We start from the raw sequence: 21,750 nt of genomic DNA, 5'->3' as shown, positions 1-21,750 counted from the left end.
CTAACCCTAAGAAGGAGATAACACCATGTATCAATTAGTGAATAGCAATAGCGCCGATCGCTTTTCGTGGGATGCCGAAGCTGAACAGGCGTACTGGTTAGCACAAGAGCAAAAACACATTGTCGCCCCCGTGGAAATCAGCGTAGGGGCATTCCATGAGGCCGCAGGGCGCTACTTGTCGATTAATTGGATGTATTGCGTGGATGCGCAGACGGATAGCGAGTCGTTTATGAGTGCGGAAATGATATGCGGCAATGTGACGGATATTTATGTGCGTGTCGGGGCGCGGTATTTCCAGCTATGTGAACGTGAATCATGCACACACGAATACCTATTACAGCGGATAGCCAAGGAGGTACACGCGAAAAACACCGTCGTTCAGATGTGAAAAAAGCAGGCTTTCGCCTGCTCTCTCGTGCCGGTTTACCCCTGAGAAAGTTGAATCGGCATTCAATCAACACATGGAGATTTAACCATGAAAACTGATGTCTCGATTATTGCGCCTTGTGTGCCATATGTAAAGCAAAACCCACAAAAACGCCTCATGCGTGAATCACTTCCTCCGCAGTCCATTACGCCCGCGCTCAAATCTTTCGGACGGCACATTGCTAAACAGCAGCGCCGCCGCCAGTCCGTCAGAGTGCCCGCGATGCGTGGGAGTGAGTGGGGGCAGCTTTTGCGCGCCCTTGAACTAAAACGGGCTTTTGCCTAATTAATCCTGCCGCTCCGTAAGGAGCGGCCTTTATTTGATAGGAGATACATATGAAACTTGCATCCCGTTTTGGCAATATTAACTCTGTCCGTCGTGATCGCCCGTTAACTAACGATGAACTTGCACAATATGTTCCGAGTGTTTTTTCAGAAGAAAAACACGCCTCCCGCAGCGATCGTTATACCTATATTCCCACCATCACATTACTGGATAAATTGCGCGCTGAAGGATTCCAGCCGTTTTATGCGTGTCAAACCCGTGTGCGTGATCAAGATAAACGTGGGCATACCAAACATCTATTACGTTTACGCCGTGAAGAAGGGATCGCCATTACGGGAAAAGAAGTCCCCGAAATTATTTTGCTCAATAGCCATGATGGTTCAAGTAGTTATCAAATGCTGCCAGGTATGTTCCGCTTTGCCTGTGCGAACGGTTTAATTTGCGGTCATTCCTTTGGTGAAGTTCGCGTTCCACACAAAGGCGATGTCACGGAAAAAGTGATTGAAGGTGCCTATGAAGTATTAGGAATATTCGATGATGTGGCCGACGATATGGAGGCCATGAAATCTATTTCATTAACGCCGAATGAACAAAGTTTATTTGCCCGCGCTGCACTAACTTATAGGTATGAGGAACACGATAAGTTTCCCATTACTGAAAGTCAGTTGTTAACCCCGCGTCGTTGGGAAGATAAAAAAGATGACCTTTGGACGACATTCCAACGTGTACAAGAAAATATGATAAAAGGGGGGCTGAGCGGACGAAATGAGAAAGGAAAACGAACGAGAACCCGAGCGGTAAAAGGTATCGACGGCGATATTAAATTAAATCGTGCATTGTGGTTAATTGCTGAAAACTTCAAAGACCACAAAGCCTAATGAATAAACCCTAGACGGGACGCCCATCCGGTCTAGGGTTATTTTGACAATGATAACTCAAAGTTACCTTATTTATGGTAGTTAAAATTGAGGTCATACGCAAATCATAATCGATGTTGAAATATTTTAAATTTGGCAAGAAGTTTTCTATAGTCGTTGTTATCGTTAACATTCATAATGTTCGAAGTTTATATGGATCATTGATTATAGAAAAAATCATTTTTACTTCATGGCTGTTTTGATGTTTTTCGACTGACTCTCTTTGATCGCAAGATAGGTAGCATGAATTTTTGCTGCATAATGATACCGCTTTATTGCTTGCTTTTCTGTTTTCGCAAAACCCGCATTATAAGCCCCGACCGCATCCCAACTCACGCCCCATTTTTTAAATGCAATCGCTAAATAGTATGCGCCAGTGTAAATGTTCATGCATACATCATTGACGAGATGCTCTGGTTTTATTCCATACCTTTGTAACTCTGCAAAATGTTGGGAGTCTACCTGCATTAATCCTGAACCATACCCTGTTGTTGGATTCCTACCTATTGCCTTTGTATTGAATCTTGACTCGTTCCAAGAGATAGCACGTAAAAGATCGGGATCAATCTTGTAATCTTTACCCGCCATATCAAAACAGTCTGCTGCCTGAGTCATATGGGTAAAAGATAATAAACTCATTAGCAGTATTATCGATTTCATTCGGATTTCTCAAAAGAGCGTTTGTGTTTGGAATACATTAATCCATCCCACTAACCAGTTCAACAAATATGCACTCCTCACCACCAAAAAGACCACACACCACGCAAAACTAAAGTTTTGCTGATTTCTCTTTTAAAACATAACCTTGTTTTTTTTAAATTGTGTTTCGTTATATTTTACAATGTTAATTAGAGTCGCCAACGACTCTATAAAGACTCGTCAACGACTCTAGTTAGAGTCAGTAATGACTATTTTATTAAATTTCATTGAATTAATAACATCACGACTCTAGAGTAGAGTCGTCTTTTTAAGAGTGATGACTCTAGTCGCGACTCGTCATAATTTCCGATGGGAGTCGTGACGCGAGTCGCCATAAGTTTGTATTTATCTCTTGCTTAAATATAGCTAAGAGTGTGAATGAAATATGGAGTGGTATATGGCTAGAATCCAAGTTTATGTCAGTGATGAAGTGTCTGAGAAAATCAATGCAATCACACTCAAACGACGTGCTGAAGGTGCAAAAGAAAAAGATATTAGCAATTCGAGTATTGCTTCTATGCTCTTAGAGTTAGGTTTGAGAGTTTATGAAGCACAAATGGAACGCAAGGAGTCTGGTTTTAACCAAATGGAGTTCAACAAAGTTCTCCTTGAAAATGTTGTTAAAACACAGTTATCAATGGCTAAGGTTTTAGGTATTTCATCACTAAGTCCTCATGTCGCTTCCTTAGAAAAATTTAAATACAGTACGATGGTGGAAAATATAATGGATGATGCTAAAACCATCATCGATAATTTCTTTCAGGTAAACGAAGAGGAATAACGGAATTGTCCTAGAGTAATGATCTAATAATGCAGGAAAATTCAGAGCTATGATCTATTTAATAATGATGACTAATATGACTTTAATATAGTAATATTAATATTGTTTATACATTAAAATTTAAGAAGCACCGACGCAGGGGAGTTACAGCTCTCCTGCGTCGATTATCCACAGAAACCTTCACAGGAGGCTCCTATGTGTGCTCGCGATCCTAATCAAACTGTATCAAGCAGTCAATCCAAATATGATGTTACTATTCCAATCTCACTCATATTTTGCTGGGAGCAGCTTAATGAGCCTTGTGGTGTAAAAAACCTCAGGTCTCAGTTTGTTTATGCTAATCCTGCTTACCTAAAGTTATTGGGCCTTCCTCTTGATTTTGATATCTCAGGCAGGCTTGATAGTGAAATTCCTGCTCCAACGGCTGAATTTGCAAGCCAATTTCAAATTCATGACAGACTCGTAGAGAAAGAAAAACAAAGAAAGAGCTCTCTTGAAATTCATCCTTATGGAAAAGACAGGTTATTAGATGTCTTTTTTTTTGATAAATTTCCATTTTTTAATGACTGCGGGCATGTTATTGGTACTTTTTTTCATGCACGGCATGCCAAGCATTTATCTATTGAGTTTTATACCAATCCAGAAATTACTGGCGTTTCATTAGTTTTGTCTAAGCCTAGTGAACAATTCTCTGACGTAGAGTGGGATGTTATCTTTTTACTACTTCAGAATCACACGCAAAAAGAAATTGGCGGGCTGCTTTTTAAAAGTGTCGGGTATGTTAATAATATAGTAAATAATATATATACGAAATGTGGGGTGCATAATATTCATCAGTTTCGCGATCTATCAAAAGCTCACGGTTGGATTAATTATGTACCAGAGAAGTTCTTAATTAACAGGCATGCGATAATCAACACCTAGTTTTACAGGTATATGCTTTAAGAAATGTTTAAGTACTAGGATGGTAGTTAATAGCATTTATTTTCTACCATTTATCGTGTTAACGATTAAATTTCATTGTTTGTTTGGTTATCAATCCGTTTCATTTCTTATAGATAAATTCACTCTAAATCGCCATTAATAGTATTTTCTTTGTGGTTGGTAAAACCTTTTATTATGCACTGTTTTTAGTGCTTTGACTAGTGGTGACGCACCACTATTTTATAGAGATTTCTATGGTATTGTATTCATGGTTAGCGTTGTTAATCACAATTCTCTTTAATTTTTTGTATGAGATAGGAGGGGATTTGGCACAAAAAAATTCTCGGCCAGCACTAGGGCGTTTCGTCACGATTAAGTTAGATGACGCCACTAATAATCTTCTCATTAGTGCGAAGAATAGAAGTGGCAGAAGTAAAACTAACGAAATGACAATAAGAATGAGAGATCATCTGGAACGTTTTCCGGATTTTTATAGTTCTGAATATGCGGAGGGAGTACCAACCAGAAAGAAAAAATGATCACTATGTAGCAGAATAAATCGCAGTCTTAAGATTGCAACATCATCTATTTTACAAGGAAATTATTATGGATACTTCTCTAAGTGTTCAGGGCACTGCTGTACCTGAATCTCAACCTTCTCGTTTTGCGCAATTCTTTTCAAAGAAAGGATTCGTTAAATCATTAAAAGCTGTTTTACCTATTGCCGCCGTAGCTACCTTCTTCCCTGAAGTCGCAATGGCCGCAGGCGCGGGTAAGGATTTAATGTCCAGCGGTGATGCGTCAGTTAAAGCCACCTTTGGTAGCGGTTCTAGTGTTGTGAAATGGGTCGTACTGGCCGAGGTTCTGGTCGGCGGCATCATGTATATGACGACCAAGAACATTAAGTTTCTTGCGGGCTTTGCCATCCTGTCCGTATTTATCGCGATCGGTATGTCCGTCGCAGGTTATTAATAAGGTCAGATAGGTATGTCGGAAAGCGATTTGAAACGCTACCGCTTTCCGGAAACGTTAACAAATCAGAGCCGCTGGTTCGGGCTTTTTCTAGACGAACTCATTCCTGCCGCCATTTGTATTGGCTGGGGATTATGGACGAGCAAGCAGTTAATCGGTTTGGTCGCAGCGGTTCTGGTTTTTTGGGGCGTTAAAAAATTGAAAAAGGGGCGGGGCAGTACCTGGTTACGCGATTTAATTTACTGGTACATGCCCACCTCAGTTTTGAAAGGTATTTTTCATACCATCCCCGATTCCTGTTTCCGGCAGTGGATTAAATAGGTTTGAGGAGTTTATATGGAACATGGTGCCCGTCTTAGTACAAGCCGTGTACTCGCCATAGGGTTTATTTGTATGGGGGTGTTTATGCTCCTCAGCCTTGTCTCCAACATTATTCAAGGCGTGAATAACTACCGTTTGCAGAATGAACAAAAAGTTGCTGTGACGCCGATGTTATTTAATGCGCCGTTTGCGGTGTCACAAAACCAGTCTGATGCGTCATATATGCAGCAGCTGGCATTATCGTTTATCGCATTGCGCCTCAACGTCACGCCCGAAACGGTCGATGCCTCCCATGCGGTATTACTGGCCTTTATTAAACCCGCTGCGCAAAACGAATTAAAAGTGAAACTGGCTGAAGAAGCCAAACGTATTAAAGCCAATAACGTCAACTCTGCTTTTTATCAAACCAGCGTCAAAGTCTATCCGGCAAGCAACCGTGTAGATATTCGCGGTGAGCTTAAAACGTGGATTGGTGACTCCCAGCCGTATTCGGAAATTAAACATTATGTCTTGGAGCTGCAGCGTGAAGACGGTATTAGCTGGTTGGCACGTTTTGGGGAGGTTAAAGATGAAACTCGATAAACGTGTTTTGTTGATGAGTTCTGTTTTATTCGTCAGTCCGTGCACTGTAATAGCCGCGCCAATGAGTGTCGCGCCCGCCATTGTCCCGTTGAGCAACGGCGGACAGGCCAATATTGCGGTCAGCAATACCGATCCAAATTTATTTAGCGTCGCGGGTGATCGCGTGATCGCGATTAACAGCCTTGATGGCGAACTGACCCGCCAAGAGCAAACCGCCAATGGGGGCGTGGTGATTGCCACGCTCAATAAAAAACCGTTTACCTTTATTGTGGAAACGGAGCGTGGCCTTAACTTCTCTATACGTGCGGTCCCTCGTGCTGGTGTCGGACGTACTATCCAACTGGTCAGCGAGCTGACAGGAACGGGCGACGCCGCCAAATCATGGGAAGAATCTACGCCGTATCAATCTCTCCTCGTTGAACTTAACCGAGGGGTTCGCACTGGTACGCTGCCGGAGTCTTACCAATCACTTCCGGTGACGGACGAAAGACTGTCGGTGCCTTCAGGGCTGCAAGCGAACGCTGAACAAGTGTGGGTAGGGCATCATCTCAAAGTGGTGCGCTACAGCGTGGTGAATCTGTTGGCCAGCGCGCGCGGTATCAAAGAAACCGATTTTTGGCAGTCAGGGACGCGCGCCATTATGTTCGCTGAACCGACCAGCCAGCTGCTACCCGGCGGTCGCCTGCAGGTTTATGTCACCACCGCTGAGGAGTCTCGCTGATGAATATCAACAGTATCGTCAAGCGCAAACAGTTTCTGTGGATGGGGATTGTGGGCTTCGCCGTGGCGGCTTTCGTGGGGGCGGGCTGGTATCTGTCCGAGGTGGATTTAACGTCCAAAGCGGCGACTCAAACGGATGCCGAACCCGCGCCGGATATGACTGGCGTGGTGGAATCCACCTTTGATGACAAGGTGCAACAGCATGCGACCACCGAGATGCAGGTGGCACAGTCGGAAATGACAAAAGAGTTCAAACGTATCCAGCAGGAAATTGACCTATTGAGTAAGGGGCGTCTGGAAGACCAAAAACGGCTTGAACAGCTGACGCAAGAAAATGCCAACCTCAAAACACAGGTGAGTGGTTTGGGGCAAGCGCCTGCAGGAGAGCCTAAGCCGACACCACCAATGCCCGCACCCGGACCGGAAGGAGAACCTCAACCCACAAGCTTCCCACCTCAAGGTGGGAACGCCAGCGTACCGCCGCCAACGGCCTTTTATCCGGGGGCGGGGGCAACGATGCCGCCACAGGTGAGCTATCAGCCTATTCCTGTTCCGAATCAGATAACGCGTAAGACCTTCAACTATGGTGACGGTAAAGCTGTCAAAAAACTGCCTTATATCCCCTCGGGGAGCTTTGCGAAATCAATCCTCATTGAAGGGGCAGATGCCGATGCGTCGGTCACCGGTAATGAATCTACGGTGCCAATGCAAATTCGCCTTATCGGTAAAGTCGAGATGCCCAACAGCAAAACGTACGATTTAACAGGGTGTTTTGTGGGATTGGAGGCGTGGGGGGATGTCTCGAGTGAGCGTGCCATTGTGCGCACTCGCAATATCAGCTGCCTGAAAAATGGCAACACCATCGATCAGCCGATTAAAGGTCACGTCAGCTTTATGGGGAAAAACGGCGTGAAAGGCGAAGTGGTGATGCGTAACGGCAAAATTCTTGGTTGGGCCGGTGCGGCAGGCTTCCTTGATGGCATTGGGGAAGGGATGAAAAGTGTGGCCACGCCCTCCGTGGGTATCGGTGCCACCGCCAGCGTTGGTGCAGGCGATGTCTTTAAATCCGGTTTAGGCGGCGGCGGGAGTAAGGCGGCACAGACGCTGAGTGACTACTACATCAAACGCGCTGAGCAGTATCACCCTGTGATACCGATTGGTGCTGGTAATGAGGTCACGGTCGTGTTCCAAGATGGTTTTCAGCTCAAGACCATCGAAGAGTTAGAGGATGAGAAAAACCGCCGTCAACGTAATGACTCTGACGATGCACAGCCGACGATGCAGGCTAATCCAACGGGAAACATGAACGGGTTTAACACGGATCAAATGTTGCAGAAACTGGGCAAGTTAGATCCTCACCAGTTTATACCGGGAGGCGCCGATGGCCGTTAACCTTTCGCAGAAGCAGCAAGATATTGTGATAGCGCTAAAGCAGGAACTGTTTTTCTCACCCAAGTGCTTTCTGATGCATGTTGCGCGTCGTTTTATGGCGGGGTGGATGACCACGCAATTGATTTGTTGGTTTTGGCTGGGTCTATCGCTGCTCGCCCAACTGGTTTTTAACCCCGAACAGTTTGCGAGAGATTTTGCCTCGCTCGAAAAAATCCATCATGCCGCGTATTTAGCGGCGGAAACGATAAATAGCAGTTGTGGTATTTATGGCGTATTGGGCGGATTCATCTTCGTCGCGGTATTGACGTGGGCGCAAGCCGCCGAGCGGGCGGGTTATATTCAACGCAGAGGGAATTAATATCATGGGAAACACAACGCCTCCTTTTTATTTTAATGACGTTTTGAAAGATACAGGTCATACCTTTTTCTACGGTTCTCCGCGAGTAGGAATGTCCGTGGATATGGGCAACACCATGATTATTGGCCAGCCGGGGACTGGAAAAGCAATTCGTGTATTCACATGCAAGGCGGACACCGCCGATATAACGCGATTACCTTCACAATCTATTTCAGTATTAGCGAATGCTATTAAGGAAAATTGTCAGACCAAAATCAAATTTAAATCGTGATGTGATTTTTCATTGACTGATTGATAGAGGAAAAATAATGAAACTGTTTGTTTTCACCGCCATTGGCGGCGCATTACTGCTGTCTGGATGTGCCGGAACCAGCAGCGAATTTGAATGTAATGCGACGACGTCAGATACCTGTATGACGATGCATCAGGCGAATGATAACGCCAAATTAAAAGAGGAGGGCGATACGGTAAAGGCGGATGCGGGCGCATTGCCACGTCTGGCTGACGGGAACTTCTCTTCGGCGCAGAGCAGCGCACCCGCGACATCAATGCCTTTACCAACGCCGTCAGTACAACGTGTCGCGAACGTACCTTTTACCGCCAAGCCTGTCGCGCCAGCACCGCTTACCCCTGTTTCAGTAAAACCGGTATCACAACCGTATATCACGCCCGTGAGTACGCCTGTCGTCTCGACCGAGTACCCACGGCCACTGCGCGTGGGTGAACGGACGGCGCAGCTGTGGATTGCCCCGTATATCGATACGGCAGATGTGTATCACCAACCGAGCAACGTGGTGTTTGTGGTCACCTCATCACATTGGGGCAAACCCCGTATTCGTTAATCACTGAGGGCCGATGCCAGTACCACGGCGCCGGATGTTTTTTTTCAACAGTTTGATGTTTTTCACGAGTGCCCTGAGCGTGTAAAGGGATGGGCGGTAGCGTGTCTTGTTGAATAGGAGTCATTGATAGTGGATGAAATAGATGAAGCGCAGGCCGTTGTTGAATATTGCCTGAATATACAAATAGCAAATATTCGGCAAACACATCATGTCGCCGCGCCATCTTTATTTGAGTGTGAGCAATGCGGCAATGAAATTCCACCCAAACGGCGACAGGCCATCCCCGGTGTTTCTTTATGTGTGGAATGCCAGCGGGCAATGGAAATCATGACGCGACGATATCAAGGCTAATAATGAAAATAGACACGATGGATTACGAACAGGCTATTCGCGACAAAATCGCGGCACACGATACATTCAATCAATTGCTGGAAAAGAAACTCACGCGGGTGAAGGTCGGCGCGGTAATTATGGTGTTTTTACTTTTCGGTCTTTTACAGTTCGTTATTCATCCTCGCGGCATGGTGTTTATGACCGCCTTTATTCCGCTGCTGGGCATTGTGATTGCCGCGCGCTATTGGCGTCAGCGAGTTGTCATGTCAAGCGCTGAAATATGGCAATACCTCGATAATTGCAAAGACGATAAAGACTTTGCCCGCGTATTCATCCCGCTGCTGCTCAACTGTGATTATTTGACGCGGTCTGAAGAAGACCTCCTGACGCAATTTATCGTCAACCGTAGCCAGCAAGGGCGTGACGCTATGCAGCGAAATATTCTACACCACGCCATCGTGGACTCTCAGTCAGAAGATTAATCACCTGTCCGTGAACACCTTATTGCTTTGCCTGCCATACCAAGGAACCTATTACTATGAGCGCGTTGGACAAAATCACCGATACCGTGAACTCCATGCTGTCGGCATTAAAAATGCCGGATGAATCAACGGCGGCTAATCAGATTTTAGCCAATATGAAGTTCCCCCAATTTAGCCGCCTGTTGCCTTATCGGGATTATGATGAGGAAACGGGGCTATTTATGAATGCCACGACGATGGGCTTTGTATTGGAAGCCCAGCCGTTGGTCGGTGCCAATGTTCAGGTGGTTGAATCACTGGAGAACCTGCTACGCACCAAAATGCCGCGCGGTATCCCTCTGTCTATTCATCTGATGTCCAGTAAGCAGGTGGGCGAGGGGATTGAGTACGGCCTGCGGGAGTTTTCCTGGTCAGGCGAGCAGGCATCCAAGTTTAACGCCATCACCCGCGCCTATTATATGCGGGCGGCAGAGACGCGCTTTTCGTTGCCCGATGGGATGGATTTGCCGCTGACGCTGCGCAATTACCGCCTCATCATCTCCTGCTGCGTGCCGTCAAAGAAAAAGAGCCGCGCGGATATTTTGGAGTTGGAAAACCGTCTTAAAATTATTCGCGCCTCATTGCACGGCGCGAGTATCAATACCCAACCAGTCGATGCGCAGGGCTTTATTAATATCGTCGGTGAGATGGTTAACCATGACCCCGACCAGCTCTATCCTCAACGTCGTGAACTCGATACCTTCATGGATTTGAACTACCAATGTATCGATGACAGCTTTGACCTGAAGGTCAAAGCCGAATGCCTCACCATCGGATTACGGTCGGGAACCAAGCAAGAAACCAGTCGCGCTCGCGTATTGAACTTCCAACTGTCGCGCAACCCTGAAATTGCCTTCCTGTGGAACAGCGCTGACAACTACAGCAACCTGCTCACGCCTGAACTCTCTATTGCGTGCCCTTTTATTATCACGCTCACCTTAATGGTGGAAGATCAGGTGAAGTCGCACAGCGAAGCCAACCTGAAATACCTCGATTTGGAGAAGAAGTCCAAGACGTCTTACGGCAAGTTCTTCCCCGGCGTCGAGCAAGAGGCCAAAGAGTGGGGCGAACTGCGCCAACGTCTGGCCGGCAATCAGTCGTCAATCGTCTCCTATTTCATGAACATTACCGCGTTCTGTGAGGACGACAACGAGAAGGCGCTGGCCTATGAGCAGTACATCCTCAACAGCTACCGTAAAAACGGATTTGAACTGACGTCGCCGCGCTTTAATCATATGCGCAACTTCCTCTCCTCCTTACCGTTTATGGCCGGAGAAGGTCTGTTCAAAGAGCTGCAGGCAGCTGGGGTGATACGCCGTGCCGAAACCTTCAACGTGGCCAACCTGATGCCGGTGGTAGCGGACAGTCCGCTGGCGCCATCAGGACTGTTAGCGCCGACGTACCGCAACCAGCTGGCGTTTATTGACCTGTTCTATGAAGGGATGAATAACACCAACTTCAATATGGCGGTGTGCGGGACGTCCGGCGCGGGTAAAACCGGCCTTATCCAGCCGCTTATTCGCAGCGTGCTTGATACCGGGGGTTTTGCGTGGGTGTTTGATATGGGGGATGGGTATAAATCGCTGTGCGAAAACATGGGCGGTGTCTATCTCGATGGCGACACGCTGAAGTTCAACCCGTTTGCCAACATTCTCGATATCGACCTTTCTGCCGAACGTGTGCGTGACCAGTTGTCCGTCATGGCCAGCCCTAATGGCAATCTGGATGAGGTACATGAGGCGCTGTTAATGCGGGCGGTGAAAGCCGCGTGGCTCAGTAAGCAGAATAAGGCGCGCATTGATGACGTGGTGGATTATCTGGAGTTTTCTAAGAATAGCGACGAGTACAAAGACTCGCCGACCATCCGCAGCCGCCTCGACGAGATGATCGTGTTGTTAGACCAGTACACGGTCAAGGGGACCTACGGTGAGTACTTCAACTCTGATGAACCGTCATTAAGTGAAGATGCAAGGATGGTGGTGCTAGAACTGGGCGGCTTAGAGTCTCGCCCGTCACTGCTGGTCGCGGTGATGTTCTCACTCATTATTTACATTGAAAATCGAATGTATGGCACCGATCGCTCGGTGAAGAAACTTAACGTCATTGATGAAGGCTGGAAGCTGCTCGACTTCAAAAATCAGAAAGTTGGCACCTTCATTGAGAAGGGCTATCGAACGGCGCGTCGCCATAACGGCTCGTATATCACCATTACACAAAATATCGTCGATTTTGACTCACCAGAGGCCTCCAGTGCAGCCCGCGCCGCGTGGGGGAACTCGTCTTACAAGGCCATCCTCAAGCAGAGTGCCAAAGAGTTCGCCAAATATAACCAACTTTATCCCGACCAGTTTAAGCCCTTTGAACGCGACATGATCGCCAAATTCGGCTCCGCCAAAGACCAGTGGTTTAGCTCATTTATGCTGTCGGTGGAGGCGCATTCATCGTGGCATCGCCTGTTCGTCGACCCGCTCAGTCGTGCCATGTATTCCTCTAAAGGGGCGGATTTCGAGTTTATTCAGACACAACGGCAGGCAGGTATTGGTATCCACGATGCGGTCTACGCATTGGCATGCCGTAACTTCCCCCAAGAAATGGCCACGCTTGAGGCATGGGTGGATGAACATGACAACGGGAGTATCAAATAATGACTACGACGCCGACGATTATCACCCCTAAAAACCCCCGCTCGCGCAGACGCGCATTGCTTATTGCGGCTGGCGTGTTGGGCCTTTTGCTGGCCAATGGGCTAATAAGTTATGGCATAACACGCGTTACAGCCCCGCGCGCGGTGGCCTTTGATATGAAGCGTACGGTGGATGCGTTCTTTGACAGCGCCAGCCAGAAAAAGCTCAGCGAAGAACAGACCAAAGCCTTATCCAACCGCTTTAATACGGCGTTGGAGGGCAGTTTACTCACCTACCAACAGCGTCACCATGTGTTGATCCTGGTCTCGCCTGCGGTAGTACTTGGGGCACCGGATGTCACGCGCGATATTCAGCAAGATATTGCCCGTCGCATGCGGGAGGAATAAGTCATGAAAATACGCTGGGGAGGATTGGGACTGTGCTTTTTGACACAGGTGGCTATGGCGGCGGATTTAGGCACATGGGGCGACCTGTATCCTGTGGCGGAGAAAGATATGCTGAGTTTAATTACGTCGCGTCTTGAACAGCTGCAGCGCTCCGGTGAGTGGGATAAGCAGATGGCCGGATTTAAATCCCGCGTTATTGCGAACAGCCAACGCCCCGCACCAGTGGCCGGTATCACCCGTGTACAGCAATATACCTCGCGGTATTTTGACCCCAGCGTACAGGTGGCCCAAGACCTGAAAGACGACAAAGGGCGGGTGTTTGCGCGCAAGGGCGAGGTGATGAATCCCCTGAAGTTTGTTCCTTTTATGCAGACCTTGTATTTCATCAACGGCGATGATCCCGAGCAGATTGCGTGGATGAAACGTCAAAAGCCCGACACGCTGCAGGTCAAAATTATCCTGGTGAAGGGGGATATCCCCAAAACGTCTGCCGCGCTCGATAGCCGGATTTATTTCGACCAAAACGGCGTGCTGTGCGAACGCTTCGGGATTAGACAGGTACCGACGCGTATCACGCCGGCGCCCAGCGGTGAACGGCTGCATATCGAAACCCTGCCGGTGGAGAGGACGCCATGAAACGCCCTTTGCTGATAACGCTGCTGATGTTTTGTTTGATCCCGAGTGCGCCGGTCTTGGCTGACCCGTCGTGTCAGGGCCGCTTTGTTAATCCGATCACCGATATCTGCTGGAAGTGCATTTTCCCGTTGTCGATTGGCAGCATGCAGGTGAGCGGGGGCGACCAGCCGGATACGAGTAACCCCGGCATGCCTATCCAATTGTGTCCTGCGCCGCCGCCGATTTTTAAGCGTATTGGCATGGCTATCGGGTATTGGGAGCCGATGGCGCTCACCGATGTGACCCGCTCGCCGGGCTGTATGGTCAATTTGGGTGGCTTTAGTATAAACCTCGGTAAGACCGGTACTGGCACGGCAGGGCAGAGTGATAAAGAGGCGGCGGGCGCGTTCTATCATGTCCACTGGTACAAATACCCGCTGACATACTGGCTGAACATCATTACTTCATTGGGATGCTTAGAGGGCGGGGACATGGATATTGCCTATCTGTCCGAGATTGATCCCACCTGGGTCGACAGCAGTCTGACCACGATTTTAAACCCGGAAGCGGTGGTGTTTGCCAATCCGATAGCGCAGGCCGCCTGCGCCGCTGATGCGGTCGCCAGTGGCTTTCATCTGCCTATCGATGCGCTCTTCTGGTGTGCCGGTTCACAGGGATCGATGTATCCCTTTAATGGGTGGGTGAGTAACGAGTTTAGTCCCCTGCAGTCCTCGGTATTACTTAGCGAACGCATGGCCTATAAGCTCCATCGTCAAGGCCAAATCATGGAGACCATCGGCAAGGATAATGCCGTCTGCTACGAGTATCCGTCACCCATTATCCCCAAAGAGCGCTGGCGCTATCAGATGGTCAATATGTATCCCGACAGTTCGCGTTGCCACCCGATGGGGCGCAGCGTTATGCGATGGGAAGCGGGACATAACGCGCCCAATAGTCGTAAGAACTTTGGCTATCTGATGTGGCGTAAACGTAACTGCGTGTTCTTGTAACCCGAAGATATTAATGAGATGAAATAGCTGACTAAATAAAGGAGATATTGAAGATGAATGATATTAAGAGAAAGGTCGATATTAACGTTGATTTAGATACGGGAGAAATACCTCAATTGAATAGCAAGAATAAAGGTAAAACCGTACGAGATATTCACTGCTCAAAGAAAATAATATCAAACACTCATGAAATGAGTGACTGGCAGGATTTGGCTGCCAGTCTTGAACGTCGAGGTGGCGAATAGCACTGAGAAAATCTCTATGGGTGTTTCATTAAGGGGGAGTTAAAACGATGGGTAAGTCTTTATCATCTCTTGTGGTAATCATTGATCAGATCCGTTTAGCACTGAAAACGGCACCTTTAAGCCAACAAGCGGCAGTCAAAAGCCTATCCGAAAAGTTTGATGAGGTTTCAGTGAGACTGGCTAAGGGGAGATACAGCCCCACGCCTGCTGATATTCGACATCTCAGCGCGCTTCTGTGGTCGGTTCGGATGCGTGAAGCCAAGAACTACGGGCGACAATCCGCTGCCATGAGCGCCCTTGAGCAAGGCGTTGAGCGACTCGACCGTATTTACAACACGCTTAACGAACGTTGGATATATCGACAGTGGGCCGCTTCACGGTCACCCGTTATGCTGTCCGTATTATTCGTGCCTTATTTGTTATTTTCGTTGGCGTTGTGGCTAGGATGTCCATTGCTGGTTTGTTCCATTCTTATGGGCGGCTATTTGTTAGGGATGAGTGGATTGGCGCTATGGGCTAAAGATCCGGTCTGGCTTTTCTGGTCTGTATACAGTTATTTTCCTTTGTATATATTCTGGAATACGTGAAAAGAATCAAGATGATAGATAATCTGGTCGTCTGTTAATGAGAATAGTAAGCGTGCTTCCATTTTTGTGCACTTTAAAACCATTTGGATGTTTCTTGCATGAGAATAGTCTATAGCATGTTTTTCCTCCATATCTCAGGTTAAGAACCATAATATCGCATAGCGGCGTTTCTCTCTCTTCCATAATAAAAGGTATTTTTTTATTTAATAGACTTTTTTTAATTTCCTCTCGTAGCTTGGTCGTTAATAGGTGAGATTGCAACGTAATAGTCATGTAGGGCGGGTAATCTGAAAGAAGTTTAATATCTTCAGTTAGTTTTTCTGCAATATAATTGATATTTACTTTTGATGGGAATGAATGAATATACCTCGGGCTTATATCTACTTTTAGGTCTGAAATCCACGGTGTTATGAATAGGCCATTGATGGGGGTTTTTAGCTTGGAGGACGAGATAATAAGTGATGCAAACCAGATAACTGGAATTGGCATGACTAAATTTATAAAAACAAAACCGATATCTCTACAAAATAGTTCAGGGATATTCTGTGCTGTAAACCATGAGATTGATGAAAGTAAAAATAAAATAAATCCGGCGAAGAATGGACTCCGAAGTAAAATTAATGATTTTCGGTTGTCTCTAAAGCGAAATCTAAGCAGTCTTATTACAAGAAATAATAATAAAAACATAATGATAGCCATTTCGCACGCTCCCTGAACGAGCCTCAGCCATTGATGAATACCTTGGAAGGAGATGTTACATGCAGGACGATACGACAGTAAATGATTTCTTCTATGTGAAGGATACACTCAATAGTATTTTCAATACCCTCAGTTCTAAACCGTTGGCTCATCTTTGCGAGAGCGAAGTGGTGCAGTGTGAACTGGCTGATGTGCGATGGATGTTAAGCCATCAACACTACCCCACACCCGGGCAGATAGACGCTTTTATTGGCCTGCTGCGGAACGAGAAATTTAGAATCGTACGTGAAGAGGGGGCCGATTCCGTACTGGCAGAAGAAATACAGCCCTTAATAGAGAGTCTTAAAGATATCCATCGATTTTTAAAACTTGTCACGCAATACAAATATGAGGGCTGTATCATTACTCTGAATGATAATATTTGGCCTGACTGGAAAGAAAGTGCGCTTTTTCTTTGTGCGGGGATAGCGATAATTCTATGTATTGCCCAAGTATTTATATTCTTTCATTACTCTCCAATTATTGTGTATGGCGTAGGCTATTTTGTGTTTTTTTCAACTTCTTTATTTATGGAAGGAAAGGGGTTGTTTTTTTCCTTCTCAGGATTAGTCATTTTCACCTTGTTGAGTTTACGTGCTGGGCTGGTCCATTTATAGAGGCCAGTGCATCATTATTTATCGGTCGTGAGGTTACAATGAAATTAATCGCAATAATTATGATGGGGCTATGTTTGCCGGTATTCGCATCACCCAATGCTGACAGCCAGTTAAATACGCGCCAAATAAATACTCGCCTGCAGCAGCAAATAACAACGGACAGAGAATGGCTTAAGCAGCAGGAAAACATCAGCGAACAGCTGAGAAAGAAACCACAGCCGGAGATGGAAAACTGGCTGAAGCAACAGATGCAAAATAACTCGCTGAATGCCCAAGACCGCAGCTTTATTCATAAACTGGCCCAGCAACAACAGCAGGCTGGCCAGAATAAGCCTAATACGGGTGCCATTTACTTTGTCTCGTTCTCCATTCCCGAAGAGGGGCTACAGCGTATGTTGGCTGAAACCCGACGCTACGCAATACCGGCGACGCTGCGCGGATTGGTCAATAACGACATGAAGCAAACCGTAGACGCTGTGTCACAGCTGGTACAAAACGGTGCAACGGAGGGCGTTCAAATAGACCCCACGCTCTACAGCCAATACGGCATCAACAGTGTACCGGCGCTGGTTGTGCGTTGTGACAAAGGTTTTGATGTCATCAGAGGCAATCTGAAGCTGGAGCAGGCCCTACAGAAGATGGTCAGCCAAGGTGATTGCAGCGATGTGGCGCAGCAGCTGTTAGACCGAGGAGGCCAGCATGGCTAAAAGAATCCTCTTTCACTGGGCTATCTTTCATCTCGTTTTGCTGGCTGTCTTTTTAGCCTTTGCAAAATACGCCTTCGCCGATGCCAACAGTGACTACAAAGCCGGTTCGGACTTCGCTAAGCAAATCAAAGGCCAAGGCGAAAGTACCCTGAAAAACTTTAAGCCTGAGAGTGAATTGCCCAACTACAGTGCCAATCCTAACGAGTCGAAATATTACGGCGGTGTTTCGGCTGGCGGCGATAAGGGGCTGACCAGTGATGGTGTCAATAATTGGGCAAATAGCGAGGTCGGTAACGCGGTCAATGACTCGGTATTAAATAACCCGAAAGAGCCGATTTCGCCAGACGCCCCGTTTATTACCGCCGGTAAAGACACCGAGGCGAATGCCGACAAAATCGTTGGGAACACCGATGGCCAATGTCAGGCACAGGAAGTTAATCGTACTGAATATACCAATTATACCTGTGAACGAGATTTAAAAGTTGAGCAGTATTGCACGCGAACAGCAACGATAGTGGGGGATTGGACGGAGGATTGGGAGAATAAATACTATGAGATATCCCCCACCTATTCGCGCAACGGCAAGCAGATTGTATTTCGTTTTTCACTGCCTGATACCGGCAGTATTGTGCAGGCTAAATTAGGCGTATGGATACAGTCGGGTTTGTCCTTTATGAACTCTAAAGTCAATGTTCTGAATACCAGCTTTAATATTAACCGAAACGGTGATTATCCCTTGAATGCCGTAGGGGTAAAAGTTAGCAAAGGACAGGTTGTTCAGGGAACAAGTTGCTCGGGGAATGGTGGGTGTGTGGGTACCGTCGATAACTATATCTATGGGTATTTAACAGGGGGAAAGGCGAAGCTCGTCTTAAAAGTCACGCTTCGAGTCCAAACACGTAAATGGAACCCAAGCATAAAATGGGTAGAAAATTGCCCCTTCAGTAAAGCAGAAGGCGCAATCCAAAAAACAGAATGTATCGAAGCCGGTGGAAATAAAACCATCTATGTAGAAGGTAAGCCTTACACGATATACCAGCAGTGTTGGGCCTATAAAGATACCTATATGACGCAGTCTGCCGATGCAGGAACCTGTAAGGCTTATATGGAAAATCCCGCCTGTACGCTCGCTACGCGACAGTGTGCTTTTAAGTCTGAAGAAGGGACGTGCCTGCATGAAAATGCGACCTATTCCTGTGAAACCAAAACCTCGGGGAAAGTGATGATCTGCGGCGGGGATGTCTTTTGCCTCGACGGGGAATGTGACAAAGCCCAAAACGGGAAAAATAATGACTTTGCCCATGCCGTGTCGCAATTAGCTGCCGTCGCTGCTGCGGGTAAAGATGTCGCAGCACTCAATGGAATCGATGTCAGAGCATTCACCGGCAAGGCCAAGTACTGCAAGAAGTTCGCGGTCGGGTTTAGCAACTGCTGCAAAGACTCAGGTTGGGGTAACGATATTGGGTTGGCCAGCTGCAGCAGCGAGGAAAAAGCTTTAGGCAAAGCCAAAGAGAAGAAGCTCACGGTCAGTATTGGTGAGTTCTGTTCGAAAAAAGTGCTGGGTATTTGTTTGGAGAAGAAGCGCAGCTATTGTCAGTTTGATTCCAAACTGGCGCAAATTGTCCAGCAACAAGGCCGAGCGTGGCAATTAGGGATTGGATTTGGCAAAGCCAAAAGCCCTGACTGTCGGGGTATTACCGTGGAAGAATTGCAGCGCATTAATTTTGATAAGTTGGACTTCAGTAATTTCTTCGATGATTTAATGAATAACCAAAAAGTCCCCACCAATGATGCGTTGCTCAATAAAGTGAAAGAGCAAATAAACAACCAGCTCAAACCGTAATCAAACCGTCATTATTTCAAACTCGAATTGGCGTGGGATGAATCATTCATTATTCATCCTACGGCAATTGGACAAACGCAGTGCGTCAGTCTTTCTAATTTTATTGAGTGGAATATCGCCATGCCTATTCGTGCACCCTTATTCATGATGGTTATGCTGCTTTCTTCCTGCGTGGTATTTGCCAATGACGCAGGATGGCAGTGGTATAACGACCCGATTAAAGAATTACCCCCAGAAGAAAAAACGATATCCCCCGCGCCCTCACCGCCGATGGATATTATGGAGAAATTGGCCACGCTGCAGGAGCAAACAAAACGCGCAAGGGCCGAAGCCATTATGTATCCGAGCGTGCCGAATTTTGTGAAGTATTTTCAAATGCAAAATTATTGGACGCAGCAGGCAGGTTTATTTTCGATGAGTGCGAAAAAAGCCATGCTTGAACATCCAGAACTCGATTACAACCTGCAATACAGCCATTACAACGGCACCGTTAAAAATCAACTGTCTGCCGATTACGCCGAGCAACGTAAAGCGATTGAAACGCTCAGTCAGCATTACGGCGTGATGTTCTTTTATCGGGGGAAAGAGCCTATCGATGGCCAACTGGCACAGGTGATTAAAAACTTCCGCGATACCTACAAACTGAGCGTTATTCCCGTCACCGTCGACGGCGTGATTAGCCCGCTATTGGCCGACAGTCGTTATAACCAAGGGCAGGCGGAGCAGATGGGCATCAAATATTTCCCCGCCATGATGCTGGTTGACCCTAAACGCGGCAGCGTGAAGCCCTTGTCCTACGGGTTTATCAGTCAGGACGATTTGGCGAAGCAATTCTTGAATGTTTCCACCGATTTTAAACCGAATTTTTGACAGGAGCGCAGCATGCGTAAATTTCGCTTACCGGAATTTGATGTCACCGGCATGTGGGTTGTGGCGGTGGGTGTCTGGTTTCATATCTTTGCCCGACTTGTGCGTAAGCAGCCTGACATGGCGATACAGCTGGGTGAAGTGGTGGGTGTGGTGATGGTGATAGTCGGCGGATACAAAATCCTAAATAGGCTGCTGGTTGAAATAGACAAAGAGGAGTGTTCAAAAGATGAAACCCAATCGCATGATTAAGCTCGCGTATGTACTGATGATGGGGCTGGGCACGGCGCACGCCTCGGTACGAGATGAAGTGGCTGCGCTGTATAACCCACAGGGTATTGCGGCATTAGCGGCACCCGGTCCTGTGTTAAGCACACCGCCAAAGACCGTGCCTGCTGCCCGGTGGTTCACATTAAGTACAGGCCAGCGGGTAGATCTGTCTCAATGGAAAGTGGTGTTGTTTATGCAAGGCCACTGTCCGTATTGCCACCAGTTTGATCCATTGCTCAAGCAGTTGGGGGCGAATATCGGGCTGTCTGTGTTTCCTTACACGATTGACGGGCAGGGGGATCAGGCTTATCCCGATGCGTTGCCCGCGCCGGCTGAGGTGATGCAAACCTTTTTCCCAGCCCCCATGCCCATTGCGACCCCCACCACGTTTTTAGTCAATGTGAACACGTTGGATGCGTGGCCGATTATGCAGGGCGCCAGCGATGAGCGGGGATTTTTGAACCGTCTGGATACGGTACTCCAAGATGCATCGACAAAAGTTGGCAATGTGATTCAGGAGGCAAAGTGAGCGTGAGCCTAATGTTGTTCGTTTTCTCGCTGATTGTCCTCGTGATCCTCTTTTCCTGTGTTTTGAAGGCGAGACGTCCACCGCCCCCGCTCATCCGCAAGCTAACCGCCGCAGGCGTTAAATTGGGAGACGTTGAGCATCTCATGGCTCGCGGGGCGTTTTGGGTTCGCCAAGAACAACTGATGACTGACCGTGAAATTCACTTTATACGGGGGCTATTCCGGATGGTGGATATGAGGCGATGGTACTTGTGCCCACAGGTCAGGGTAGCCGACATCGTTGAAATATCACCCCGTGTGCGAAGTCGTGGCCGAACGTGGTGGAAGCTATTTCATATGGCAGCGCAGTGGCATTGCGATGTGGTGATTGTGGATAGACAGTCATTCAAGGTAGTCGCAGCGGTGGAACTGGATGATGCTTCACACCTAAAGATGCGCCGGCAACGCCGCGATATTTTGCTGGAAGAGGTATTGCGTCAGGCAGGTATCCCGCTGCTGAGAAGTCGTGACAGTCAGGAACTTCAAAGGATGATACGTGCGTTTTTATCCGCGCTGCATAAGGAACATAACCCTCCGCATTCATCAATAAGGGCCGAAGTATGAAGATAAAATACAGAA

Annotated in this window: 31 protein-coding genes; 29 read left to right on the top strand and 2 right to left on the bottom strand. The window is 47.3% G+C overall.

Features of this window, described 5'->3' with window-relative positions; translation table 11 throughout:
• The first annotated feature begins 25 nt into the window (after positions 1-25).
• From M988_RS21745 to M988_RS21735, 3 genes are all read left to right on the top strand, one after another.
• The gene (locus tag M988_RS21745; protein WP_064575876.1) at positions 26-388 is read left to right on the top strand and encodes a hypothetical protein; all 363 of its coding nucleotides are present in this window, start codon (positions 26-28) and stop codon (positions 386-388) included.
• 87 nt (positions 389-475) lie between these two features.
• Positions 476-712: a hypothetical protein gene (locus M988_RS21740; RefSeq protein WP_064575873.1), complete on the top strand. Its 237-nt coding sequence runs from the start codon at positions 476-478 to the stop codon at positions 710-712.
• A gap of 50 nt (positions 713-762) precedes the next feature.
• Positions 763-1,590 (top strand): DUF932 domain-containing protein, encoded by an 828-nt coding sequence (locus tag M988_RS21735; RefSeq protein WP_064575872.1) that lies wholly within the window; start codon positions 763-765, stop codon positions 1,588-1,590.
• A 222-nt stretch (positions 1,591-1,812) separates the two neighbouring features.
• On the opposite strand, the gene M988_RS21730 is transcribed toward M988_RS21735, so the two are convergent.
• A complete protein-coding gene (locus M988_RS21730; RefSeq protein ID WP_064575869.1) occupies positions 1,813-2,289 on the bottom strand; it encodes a transglycosylase SLT domain-containing protein in 477 nt (158 codons plus the stop codon).
• 436 nt (positions 2,290-2,725) lie between these two features.
• Between M988_RS21730 and traM the strand changes: the two genes are divergently transcribed.
• The 19 genes from traM (at position 2,726) to M988_RS21640 (ending at position 15,562) form a co-directional block, all read left to right on the top strand.
• A complete protein-coding gene (gene traM / locus M988_RS21725; RefSeq protein ID WP_046360191.1) occupies positions 2,726-3,109 on the top strand; it encodes a conjugal transfer relaxosome DNA-binding protein TraM in 384 nt (127 codons plus the stop codon).
• 195 nt (positions 3,110-3,304) lie between these two features.
• On the top strand, positions 3,305-4,033 hold the full coding sequence (locus tag M988_RS21720; protein WP_064575866.1) for a helix-turn-helix transcriptional regulator: 729 nt from the start codon (positions 3,305-3,307) through the stop codon (positions 4,031-4,033).
• 371 nt (positions 4,034-4,404) lie between these two features.
• The gene (locus M988_RS23205) at positions 4,405-4,572 is read left to right on the top strand and encodes a TraY domain-containing protein (protein WP_248846535.1); all 168 of its coding nucleotides are present in this window, start codon (positions 4,405-4,407) and stop codon (positions 4,570-4,572) included.
• Positions 4,573-4,639: 67 nt separating this feature from the next.
• The gene (gene traA, locus M988_RS21710; RefSeq protein ID WP_064575863.1) at positions 4,640-5,005 is read left to right on the top strand and encodes a type IV conjugative transfer system pilin TraA; all 366 of its coding nucleotides are present in this window, start codon (positions 4,640-4,642) and stop codon (positions 5,003-5,005) included.
• Between the two features lie 15 nt (positions 5,006-5,020).
• A complete protein-coding gene (gene traL, locus M988_RS21705) occupies positions 5,021-5,326 on the top strand; it encodes a type IV conjugative transfer system protein TraL (RefSeq protein WP_046360188.1) in 306 nt (101 codons plus the stop codon).
• Positions 5,327-5,341: 15 nt separating this feature from the next.
• Positions 5,342-5,908 carry a type IV conjugative transfer system protein TraE gene (traE, locus tag M988_RS21700; protein WP_064575860.1) on the top strand — a complete coding sequence of 189 codons (567 nt, stop codon included), beginning with the start codon at positions 5,342-5,344 and terminating at the stop codon, positions 5,906-5,908.
• A complete protein-coding gene (gene traK / locus M988_RS21695) occupies positions 5,895-6,629 on the top strand; it encodes a type-F conjugative transfer system secretin TraK (RefSeq protein WP_046360186.1) in 735 nt (244 codons plus the stop codon). Before traE ends, traK begins: the two co-directional genes overlap by 14 nt.
• On the top strand, positions 6,626-8,020 hold the full coding sequence (gene traB, locus M988_RS21690) for an F-type conjugal transfer pilus assembly protein TraB (protein ID WP_064575857.1): 1,395 nt from the start codon (positions 6,626-6,628) through the stop codon (positions 8,018-8,020). Before traK ends, traB begins: the two co-directional genes overlap by 4 nt.
• A complete protein-coding gene (locus M988_RS21685) occupies positions 8,010-8,378 on the top strand; it encodes a hypothetical protein (RefSeq protein WP_064575854.1) in 369 nt (122 codons plus the stop codon). Before traB ends, M988_RS21685 begins: the two co-directional genes overlap by 11 nt.
• A 4-nt stretch (positions 8,379-8,382) precedes the next feature.
• Positions 8,383-8,649, top strand: a complete 267-nt coding sequence (locus tag M988_RS21680; RefSeq protein ID WP_064575851.1) for a hypothetical protein — start codon at positions 8,383-8,385, stop codon at positions 8,647-8,649.
• Between the two features lie 34 nt (positions 8,650-8,683).
• Positions 8,684-9,220: a type IV conjugative transfer system lipoprotein TraV gene (gene traV / locus M988_RS21675; RefSeq protein WP_064575848.1), complete on the top strand. Its 537-nt coding sequence runs from the start codon at positions 8,684-8,686 to the stop codon at positions 9,218-9,220.
• Between the two features lie 129 nt (positions 9,221-9,349).
• A complete protein-coding gene (locus M988_RS22615) occupies positions 9,350-9,571 on the top strand; it encodes a TraR/DksA family transcriptional regulator (RefSeq protein WP_248846533.1) in 222 nt (73 codons plus the stop codon).
• 2 nt (positions 9,572-9,573) lie between these two features.
• Entirely contained in the window at positions 9,574-10,035 is a 462-nt protein-coding gene (locus tag M988_RS21670; RefSeq protein ID WP_074388471.1) for a hypothetical protein, read from the top strand.
• A gap of 56 nt (positions 10,036-10,091) precedes the next feature.
• A complete protein-coding gene (gene traC, locus M988_RS21665) occupies positions 10,092-12,719 on the top strand; it encodes a type IV secretion system protein TraC (protein WP_082919497.1) in 2,628 nt (875 codons plus the stop codon).
• Positions 12,719-13,105 (top strand): type-F conjugative transfer system protein TrbI, encoded by a 387-nt coding sequence (gene trbI / locus M988_RS21660; protein WP_064575839.1) that lies wholly within the window; start codon positions 12,719-12,721, stop codon positions 13,103-13,105. Before traC ends, trbI begins: the two co-directional genes overlap by 1 nt.
• Before the next feature lie 3 nt (positions 13,106-13,108).
• The gene (traW, locus tag M988_RS21655) at positions 13,109-13,741 is read left to right on the top strand and encodes a type-F conjugative transfer system protein TraW (RefSeq protein ID WP_064575836.1); all 633 of its coding nucleotides are present in this window, start codon (positions 13,109-13,111) and stop codon (positions 13,739-13,741) included.
• Complete coding sequence (gene traU / locus M988_RS21650) at positions 13,738-14,730, top strand: conjugal transfer pilus assembly protein TraU (RefSeq protein WP_064575833.1); 993 nt, start codon at positions 13,738-13,740, stop codon at positions 14,728-14,730. Before traW ends, traU begins: the two co-directional genes overlap by 4 nt.
• A gap of 53 nt (positions 14,731-14,783) precedes the next feature.
• The gene (locus tag M988_RS21645; protein WP_064575828.1) at positions 14,784-14,975 is read left to right on the top strand and encodes a hypothetical protein; all 192 of its coding nucleotides are present in this window, start codon (positions 14,784-14,786) and stop codon (positions 14,973-14,975) included.
• Positions 14,976-15,022: 47 nt separating this feature from the next.
• Positions 15,023-15,562 carry a hypothetical protein gene (locus M988_RS21640; RefSeq protein ID WP_064575823.1) on the top strand — a complete coding sequence of 180 codons (540 nt, stop codon included), beginning with the start codon at positions 15,023-15,025 and terminating at the stop codon, positions 15,560-15,562.
• Between the two features lie 6 nt (positions 15,563-15,568).
• On the opposite strand, the gene M988_RS21635 is transcribed toward M988_RS21640, so the two are convergent.
• On the bottom strand, positions 15,569-16,261 hold the full coding sequence (locus tag M988_RS21635; RefSeq protein WP_082919496.1) for a hypothetical protein: 693 nt from the start codon (positions 16,259-16,261) through the stop codon (positions 15,569-15,571).
• 59 nt (positions 16,262-16,320) lie between these two features.
• Here M988_RS21635 and M988_RS21630 point away from each other — a divergent pair, with 59 nt between their 5' ends.
• From M988_RS21630 to M988_RS21600, 7 genes are all read left to right on the top strand, one after another.
• On the top strand, positions 16,321-16,917 hold the full coding sequence (locus tag M988_RS21630; RefSeq protein ID WP_064575822.1) for a hypothetical protein: 597 nt from the start codon (positions 16,321-16,323) through the stop codon (positions 16,915-16,917).
• Between the two features lie 38 nt (positions 16,918-16,955).
• Positions 16,956-17,624 carry a type-F conjugative transfer system pilin assembly protein TrbC gene (gene trbC / locus M988_RS21625; protein WP_248846532.1) on the top strand — a complete coding sequence of 223 codons (669 nt, stop codon included), beginning with the start codon at positions 16,956-16,958 and terminating at the stop codon, positions 17,622-17,624.
• Positions 17,617-19,467, top strand: coding sequence for a type-F conjugative transfer system mating-pair stabilization protein TraN (gene traN / locus M988_RS21620; protein ID WP_082919495.1), 1,851 nt, complete (start codon positions 17,617-17,619; stop codon positions 19,465-19,467). Before trbC ends, traN begins: the two co-directional genes overlap by 8 nt.
• 144 nt (positions 19,468-19,611) lie before the next feature.
• Complete coding sequence (gene traF / locus M988_RS21615; RefSeq protein WP_064575910.1) at positions 19,612-20,337, top strand: type-F conjugative transfer system pilin assembly protein TraF; 726 nt, start codon at positions 19,612-19,614, stop codon at positions 20,335-20,337.
• A gap of 12 nt (positions 20,338-20,349) precedes the next feature.
• Positions 20,350-20,586 carry a type-F conjugative transfer system pilin chaperone TraQ gene (traQ, locus tag M988_RS21610; RefSeq protein WP_064575821.1) on the top strand — a complete coding sequence of 79 codons (237 nt, stop codon included), beginning with the start codon at positions 20,350-20,352 and terminating at the stop codon, positions 20,584-20,586.
• Entirely contained in the window at positions 20,564-21,133 is a 570-nt protein-coding gene (gene trbB, locus M988_RS21605) for a type-F conjugative transfer system pilin assembly thiol-disulfide isomerase TrbB (protein WP_082919494.1), read from the top strand. Before traQ ends, trbB begins: the two co-directional genes overlap by 23 nt.
• A gap of 11 nt (positions 21,134-21,144) precedes the next feature.
• A complete protein-coding gene (locus tag M988_RS21600) occupies positions 21,145-21,735 on the top strand; it encodes a DUF2726 domain-containing protein (protein ID WP_064575908.1) in 591 nt (196 codons plus the stop codon).
• The last annotated feature ends 15 nt before the right edge of the window (positions 21,736-21,750 follow it).

Source organism: Hafnia paralvei ATCC 29927 (assembly GCF_001655005.1).
In the GTDB taxonomy this organism is placed as follows: Bacteria; Pseudomonadota; Gammaproteobacteria; order Enterobacterales; family Enterobacteriaceae; genus Hafnia; species Hafnia paralvei.
Note: the sequence above shows the minus strand (reverse complement) of the source record. Positions and strands in the feature narration are given on the sequence as shown.

Bases quoted from the DNA above. Each gene is read 5' to 3' on its own strand.
- M988_RS21745 (WP_064575876.1), top strand. From the start codon at position 26: ATGTATCAATTAGTGAATAGCAATAGCGCCGATCGCTTTTCGTGGGAT.
- M988_RS21740 (WP_064575873.1), top strand. From the start codon at position 476: ATGAAAACTGATGTCTCGATTATTGCGCCTTGTGTGCCATATGTAAAG.
- M988_RS21735 (WP_064575872.1), top strand. From the start codon at position 763: ATGAAACTTGCATCCCGTTTTGGCAATATTAACTCTGTCCGTCGTGAT.
- M988_RS21730 (WP_064575869.1), bottom strand. From the start codon at position 2,289: ATGAAATCGATAATACTGCTAATGAGTTTATTATCTTTTACCCATATG.
- traM (WP_046360191.1), top strand. From the start codon at position 2,726: ATGGCTAGAATCCAAGTTTATGTCAGTGATGAAGTGTCTGAGAAAATC.
- M988_RS21720 (WP_064575866.1), top strand. From the start codon at position 3,305: ATGTGTGCTCGCGATCCTAATCAAACTGTATCAAGCAGTCAATCCAAA.
- traA (WP_064575863.1), top strand. From the start codon at position 4,640: ATGGATACTTCTCTAAGTGTTCAGGGCACTGCTGTACCTGAATCTCAA.
- traL (WP_046360188.1), top strand. From the start codon at position 5,021: ATGTCGGAAAGCGATTTGAAACGCTACCGCTTTCCGGAAACGTTAACA.
- traE (WP_064575860.1), top strand. From the start codon at position 5,342: ATGGAACATGGTGCCCGTCTTAGTACAAGCCGTGTACTCGCCATAGGG.
- traK (WP_046360186.1), top strand. From the start codon at position 5,895: ATGAAACTCGATAAACGTGTTTTGTTGATGAGTTCTGTTTTATTCGTC.
- M988_RS21685 (WP_064575854.1), top strand. From the start codon at position 8,010: ATGGCCGTTAACCTTTCGCAGAAGCAGCAAGATATTGTGATAGCGCTA.
- M988_RS21680 (WP_064575851.1), top strand. From the start codon at position 8,383: ATGGGAAACACAACGCCTCCTTTTTATTTTAATGACGTTTTGAAAGAT.
- M988_RS21670 (WP_074388471.1), top strand. From the start codon at position 9,574: ATGAAAATAGACACGATGGATTACGAACAGGCTATTCGCGACAAAATC.
- traC (WP_082919497.1), top strand. From the start codon at position 10,092: ATGAGCGCGTTGGACAAAATCACCGATACCGTGAACTCCATGCTGTCG.
- trbI (WP_064575839.1), top strand. From the start codon at position 12,719: ATGACTACGACGCCGACGATTATCACCCCTAAAAACCCCCGCTCGCGC.
- traW (WP_064575836.1), top strand. From the start codon at position 13,109: ATGAAAATACGCTGGGGAGGATTGGGACTGTGCTTTTTGACACAGGTG.
- traU (WP_064575833.1), top strand. From the start codon at position 13,738: ATGAAACGCCCTTTGCTGATAACGCTGCTGATGTTTTGTTTGATCCCG.
- M988_RS21645 (WP_064575828.1), top strand. From the start codon at position 14,784: ATGAATGATATTAAGAGAAAGGTCGATATTAACGTTGATTTAGATACG.
- M988_RS21640 (WP_064575823.1), top strand. From the start codon at position 15,023: ATGGGTAAGTCTTTATCATCTCTTGTGGTAATCATTGATCAGATCCGT.
- M988_RS21635 (WP_082919496.1), bottom strand. From the start codon at position 16,261: ATGGCTATCATTATGTTTTTATTATTATTTCTTGTAATAAGACTGCTT.
- M988_RS21630 (WP_064575822.1), top strand. From the start codon at position 16,321: ATGCAGGACGATACGACAGTAAATGATTTCTTCTATGTGAAGGATACA.
- trbC (WP_248846532.1), top strand. From the start codon at position 16,956: ATGAAATTAATCGCAATAATTATGATGGGGCTATGTTTGCCGGTATTC.
- traN (WP_082919495.1), top strand. From the start codon at position 17,617: ATGGCTAAAAGAATCCTCTTTCACTGGGCTATCTTTCATCTCGTTTTG.
- traF (WP_064575910.1), top strand. From the start codon at position 19,612: ATGATGGTTATGCTGCTTTCTTCCTGCGTGGTATTTGCCAATGACGCA.
- traQ (WP_064575821.1), top strand. From the start codon at position 20,350: ATGCGTAAATTTCGCTTACCGGAATTTGATGTCACCGGCATGTGGGTT.
- trbB (WP_082919494.1), top strand. From the start codon at position 20,564: ATGAAACCCAATCGCATGATTAAGCTCGCGTATGTACTGATGATGGGG.
- M988_RS21600 (WP_064575908.1), top strand. From the start codon at position 21,145: ATGTTGTTCGTTTTCTCGCTGATTGTCCTCGTGATCCTCTTTTCCTGT.